The following is a 5,523-nucleotide window of genomic DNA, read 5'->3' as shown; positions in this document are numbered from 1 at the left end:
GCGACAATTGCTCGCGGAGAACGAACGCGAGCGCGCGGCGTAGCTCATCGTCCACGGCAGCGAGATCATTTGTCGCGTTTCCGGCCGCCCGCTCGCGGACGAGGACATCGAGAAGCGCGCCCGCCGCCTCGCCTCGGCTCGATGCCGGCGTGACCCGTGGCGACGCGATCGGCCCGAAATTAAAGGCTCCGTCGGCATCGAACGGCGCGTCGTCCGGGCCCTGCTGGAGCCGCCGCTGCCGCGCTTGTGCCAGTACCAATAGTCAGGCCCTCGGCCTGCAAGCGTTCGACCGTCTTGCCGCCCATCCCCTTCACGCGTTTGGTGAGCTCGGCTGCATCCTTGAACGGACCGTGCGCCTCGCGTTCGTCGAGAATGGCTTTCGCCTTGGCCGGCCCGATACCTTTGATACCGCGCAGTGCATCGGAATTGGCTGCGTTGATATCGACGGCTGCAAACGCCGATGCCATGGATACAGCCAGAGTGAATGCCGCAACGAATTTCTTGATCATGTGAGTCTCCCTTGAAAACCGGTCCGCGCTGATCGCTGACCCGGAGACCCAGTGTAGAAAAACGGCAAGTGCTTTTATAGCTGACCGAATAGCCAACGCACGTAGCGATCAACGCCTTCCTGCACCGTCAGGAACGGCGCGTCGTAACCCGCCTCGCGCAACTTCGACTGGTCCGCCTGCGTGAAGCATTGATACTTGCCGCGCAGCGCGTCGGGGAACGGAATGTATTCGATCAGGCCACGCTGCACGAGCTCGGCGAGCGACAACGGCGGCTCGCCATTGATGGCGCGCAATGAATTCACGACCGTCGATGCAATGTCGTTGAACGGCTGAGCCCGCCCGGTGCCCAGATTGAAGATGCCCGACTTCTCCGGGTGATCGAAGAAATGGAGGTTCACCTTCGTCACGTCTTCCACGGAAACGAAATCGCGCGTCTGCTCGCCCGCACCATAACCGTTGTATTCGCCGAACAGCTTGACTTTCCCTTCGGCGCGAAACTGGTTGAAGTTGTGGAACGCCACGGACGCCATGCGTGCCTTATGCGTTTCGCGCTGACCATAGACGTTGAAGTAGCGGAAGCCCGCTATCTGGCTTTTCGCGGTCGGGAGGACCTGGCGAATGATCTGATCGAAAAGAAACTTCGAGTAGCCGTAAACGTTCAGCGGCTTTTCAAGTTCGCGGCTTTCCACGAACTTGCTCGATCCGCCATAAACCGCCGCCGAGGATGCATACAGGAACTGCACGCCATTTTCGAGGCACGTGTCCAGCACGTCGCGGCTGTAGCGGAAATTGTTTTCCATCATGTAGCGGCCGTCGGTCTCCATGGTGTCGGAGCACGCGCCTTCGTGGAAAACCGCTTTGACCTTGCCGAAATCGCCGCGTTTGAAGCGCGCGACGAACTCGGTTTTATCGAGATAATCATCGATCTCGCAGTCGACCAGATTCTTGAATTTGTCGGCGCGCGTGAGGTTATCGACCGCGATCACGCGTTGCTCGCCACGCTCGTTGAGCGCCTTGACGAGATTGCTGCCAATAAACCCGGCCGCGCCGGTAACGATGATTGTCATGGTGTTCTTAGCCGAAAGATCAGGCGAAAAGTTCGTTGTAGTCGACGGTCGCCGTACCCAGCTTTCCGACGACGATTCCCGCCGCCCGGTTCGCGTAAGCAATACAGTCAATCAGCGGCACGCCCGCGCCCAGCATGGTTGCAACGGTTGCAATGACCGTGTCTCCCGCACCCGAAACATCATACACTTCACGTGCATCGGCCTGCGTGTGGACCACCTGGTCGGCGGTGAAAAGCGTCATGCCTTCTTCCGAGCGCGTCAGCAGCAGAGCACTGATTTCCAGCGATTCACGCAACGCCGTCACCCGTTGCAGCAGATCTTCCTCGGAGCTCCAGCGCCCGACCACTTCGCGCAATTCGGCGCGGTTTGGCGTGATCAGCGTGGCGCCGCGATAGCGGTCCCAATCGTCGCCCTTCGGATCGACCAATACCGGTTTGCCGGCGCGGCGGGCATCGGCGATCATTTGCGTGACGTGAGTCAGACCGCCCTTCGCGTAATCCGACATCAGGATCACGTCGTGTTGCGGCAAAAGCGTTTCGAAGCGCGCGAGACACGCGCTCAACACTTCGTGCGTGGGCGAGTTCTCGAAGTCCACACGCAGCAGTTGCTGCTGCCGCGACAACACCCGCAGCTTGATGGTCGTGAGCAATGCCGGATCGCGTTCCAGATGAGCCGTCACCCGGCTTTCGTCCAGCAACTGGACGATGCACTCGCCGGGCTCATCGTGACCGACCACGCACAACAGTCCTGCTTGCGCACCAAGCGCCGCCGCGTTGCGCGCGACGTTCGCCGCGCCCCCGAGCCGGTCTTCCTTGCGCTGCACGTGCACGACCGGCACCGGCGCTTCCGGCGAGATGCGGTTCACGTCGCCGAACCAGTAGCGGTCGAGCATCACGTCGCCGACAACCAGCACGCGCGCCGCCGCAATGCGCGCGCGCGGGACTGGCGTGACCCGCGCGAAAGACGCGGCCGATGCGGTTTCAGGCGTGAGGGAGTTCGACATGGGGACGTCCTATTGCAAAATAATCGATGCCGAGTTCCGCCATCGCTTCAGGTTCATACAGGTTGCGGCCATCGAAGATGACAGGCATCTTGAGCTCGCTTTTCAGATGCGCGAAATCCGGGCTCTTGAATTCCTTCCACTCGGTCACGATCACGAGTGCATCCGCGCCCGGCAAGGCGTCCTTCTGCGACTCGACGAAGTGCAGGCGTTCGAGCTGACCGGGTTTATTGGCGAGATCGAGCGCGAAAACGCGGCGGCTTTCCGTCAGCGCCACGGGGTCATAGGCACGCACCGTCGCGCCCCGCTCCAGCAGCGCGCCAATCAAACGGCGGCTCGACGCTTCGCGCATGTCGTCGGTGTTCGGCTTGAACGCAAGGCCCCACACGGCGAACGTGCGCCCGCGCAGATCCTCGCCCATGCGCTTCGTGATCTTCGTGACGAGCACTTCCTTCTGCAGATCGTTCACTTCTTCCACGGCTTCAAGTATTCTCAGCCGATGCCCGTTTTCCCGCGCCGTTTGGGCGAGCGCCTGGACGTCCTTCGGGAAACACGAACCGCCGTACCCGCAGCCCGCATACAGGAAGTGATAACCGATGCGCGGATCAGAGCCAATCCCGCGACGCACTGATTCGATGTCCGCGCCGATCGCATCGGCGAGATTCGACAGGTCGTTCATGAACGAGATGCGCGTAGCCAGCATGGCGTTGGCTGCGTACTTCGTGAACTCGGCCGAGCGCACATCCATATACAGCGTGCGTTCGTGATTGCGGTTGAACGGTGCGTAGAGGAGCTTGATCTTCTCGCGCGCGCGTTGGCCGGCTTCGTCGTCGTCGACGCCGAGCACGATGCGATCAGGACGCATGAAGTCATCGACCGCCGCGCCTTCTTTCAGGAACTCCGGATTCGACAGCACGGAAAAGCCGTTCTGTCCCGTCGGTTCGATGCCGCGTGCGCGCAATTCCTCCTCGATCACCCGGCGAACGTGCTGCGCCGTGCCGACCGGGACTGTGGATTTATCGACGATGACTTTGAAGCCGTTCGCGTACCGCCCGATATTGCGCGCCGCTCCGAGCACGTATTGCAGGTCGGCGGAACCGTCCTCGTCCGGCGGCGTGCCGACGGCGATGAACTGGATCTCGCCATGCTCGGCGCTTTCCTTGATATCGGTCGAAAAGCGGATCCGCCCGGCTGCACGAGTGCGCTTGAGCATCTCGTGGAGACCCGGTTCGTGGATCGGCACGCCGCCGCTGTTGAGGATGTCGATCTTGGTCGGATCGACGTCGAGGCAGAGCACGTCGTTGCCGATTTCAGCGAGGCATGCGCCGGTCACAAGTCCGACGTAGCCCGTCCCGATAATGGATATTTTCATATGCGTTCCGGAGAATCCGGTGAGTGTCGAAAAATCAGGCCGCAAGGGCCACGAAGTCCGATCGGATAAACATTACATGCACCGCACAGGACGGTGGTCCTGACGGGCGATGGCGGTTGAACGCCGGCGATCGATGCAGCCGCCTCACGCGGCAGTGGTGATCGGCTCGACCCGGCGCGGCGCATAGGTTTCCCAGCCACTGCAGCCCGGGCATTGCCAATAAAAAAGACGCGCGCGAAAACCGCAATTCTGGCACGTGTAGCGCGGCAAATTCTTGGTCCGCTGCTTGACCAGCGCGCGCATGAGTTCCAGTTCGCTGCGGCGCGGTTCTTCTGCAGTAGCAACTTGTGCCTCCAGCAGCCGCGTCATGCCGGCCAGGTTCGGCGACGTCTGCATCTGATGGCGCGCGAGCGTGTGCGCGGCGTCGAGACCGCGCAGCTCCGAGACATGCTTGAATGCGACGTCGAGCAGATCGTTGGTCGGATAGCGGTTCACAAAATCGACCAGCAGATCCACGCCTTCCGCCGTCCTGCCGAGTTGCGTGTACGCCTGAACCAGTTTCTCCGCGACCAGCGGAAGATAGGCCGCATTCTGCGCTTCCACGCGACGCCAGCACGCAATCGCTGCTTCGAGATCGCCGCCGGCTGCATCGACGTCTCCTACCAGGATAGTCGCACGCACGTTTTCCGGATTCGCCGCGAGGGCGAGCTTCAACTCGGCGCGTGCGTCGGCGGGATTCTTACGCTGCAGCGCTTCTTGCGCGAGTTCGCAGTGGAATTGGGCAACTTCCTTGGCCAGCGAGGCCGCACCCATTTCTTCGATGCGCTCGGCCGTCGTGATCGACTTGTTCCAGTCCTTCTCGATCTCGTAAATGGTCAGGAGCGCACGTTGCGCGCCCAGCGCGTACTCACCCGCCTCGAGCGATCGGAACGTTTCTTCGGCGCGGTCAAGAAGGCCTGCTTTCAGGAAATCCTGTCCGAGTTCGTACAGCGCGTGGTCGCGCTCGGCGACAGGAAGATCCGGACGGCTCAGCAGGTTCTGGTGCACGCGAATCGCGCGGTCGGTTTCACCGCGCCGGCGAAACAGGTTGCCAAGCGCAAAGTGCAATTCGATGGTTTCGGGATCGAGCTTCGCCACTTCGATAAATGCATCGATGGCCTTGTCGTGTTGCTCGTTCAGCAGGAAATTGAGGCCGCGAAAGTACGAGCGCGGCAGGTTGGCGTTTTCGGACAGCAGCGTTTTCAGATCATAGCGGGAAGCCATCCAGCCAAGAGCGAACGCGACCGGAATGACAAGCAGCCACCAGAAGTCTAGATCCATGCGAATTCTTGTTAGAGGTTAAATACCGGACCACGTACAAGGCGCGGCCGGCTGCACGAAGCAACACCGGCCGCGGCCTATCAGATCAGCGGCGGCATGGGCGGGTCCAGCGGCACGACAGGCACATCCCGCGCCGTGCGCAATTCCCGTTTGAGCCGGGCATTTTCCATCCTCAGGCGGAACACGGTCGGCAGCGAGGACAGCAAGCCGGCCAGCAGTCCGACCACAAAAAACGCCAGCCCAATCAGAATGAGC

General features: G+C 61.3%; 6 protein-coding genes. All 6 read right to left on the bottom strand.

Annotation, left to right across the window (positions count from 1 at the left end):
* Nucleotides 1-179: 179 nt before the first annotated feature.
* Nucleotides 180-509: a ComEA family DNA-binding protein gene (locus ACFFAR_RS23245; RefSeq protein WP_375508547.1), complete on the bottom strand. Its 330-nt coding sequence runs from the start codon at nucleotides 507-509 to the stop codon at nucleotides 180-182.
* A gap of 74 nt (nucleotides 510-583) precedes the next feature.
* A complete protein-coding gene (gene rfaD, locus ACFFAR_RS23240; protein ID WP_086382028.1) occupies nucleotides 584-1,576 on the bottom strand; it encodes an ADP-glyceromanno-heptose 6-epimerase in 993 nt (330 codons plus the stop codon).
* Nucleotides 1,577-1,595: 19 nt separating this feature from the next.
* The gene (gene rfaE1 / locus ACFFAR_RS23235) at nucleotides 1,596-2,579 is read right to left on the bottom strand and encodes a D-glycero-beta-D-manno-heptose-7-phosphate kinase (RefSeq protein ID WP_062167335.1); all 984 of its coding nucleotides are present in this window, start codon (nucleotides 2,577-2,579) and stop codon (nucleotides 1,596-1,598) included.
* Entirely contained in the window at nucleotides 2,557-3,948 is a 1,392-nt protein-coding gene (locus tag ACFFAR_RS23230; RefSeq protein ID WP_075358850.1) for a UDP-glucose/GDP-mannose dehydrogenase family protein, read from the bottom strand. Before ACFFAR_RS23230 ends, rfaE1 begins: the two co-directional genes overlap by 23 nt.
* A 144-nt stretch (nucleotides 3,949-4,092) precedes the next feature.
* On the bottom strand, nucleotides 4,093-5,268 hold the full coding sequence (gene lapB / locus ACFFAR_RS23225; RefSeq protein WP_062000021.1) for a lipopolysaccharide assembly protein LapB: 1,176 nt from the start codon (nucleotides 5,266-5,268) through the stop codon (nucleotides 4,093-4,095).
* Between the two features lie 80 nt (nucleotides 5,269-5,348).
* Nucleotides 5,349-5,523 (bottom strand): lipopolysaccharide assembly protein LapA domain-containing protein (locus ACFFAR_RS23220; RefSeq protein ID WP_174364338.1); only part of this gene is annotated, 175 nt, incomplete at its 5' end.

The organism is uncultured Caballeronia sp. (assembly GCF_964243625.1).
Classification (GTDB): Bacteria; Pseudomonadota; Gammaproteobacteria; order Burkholderiales; family Burkholderiaceae; genus Caballeronia.
Note: the sequence above shows the minus strand (reverse complement) of the source record. Positions and strands in the feature narration are given on the sequence as shown.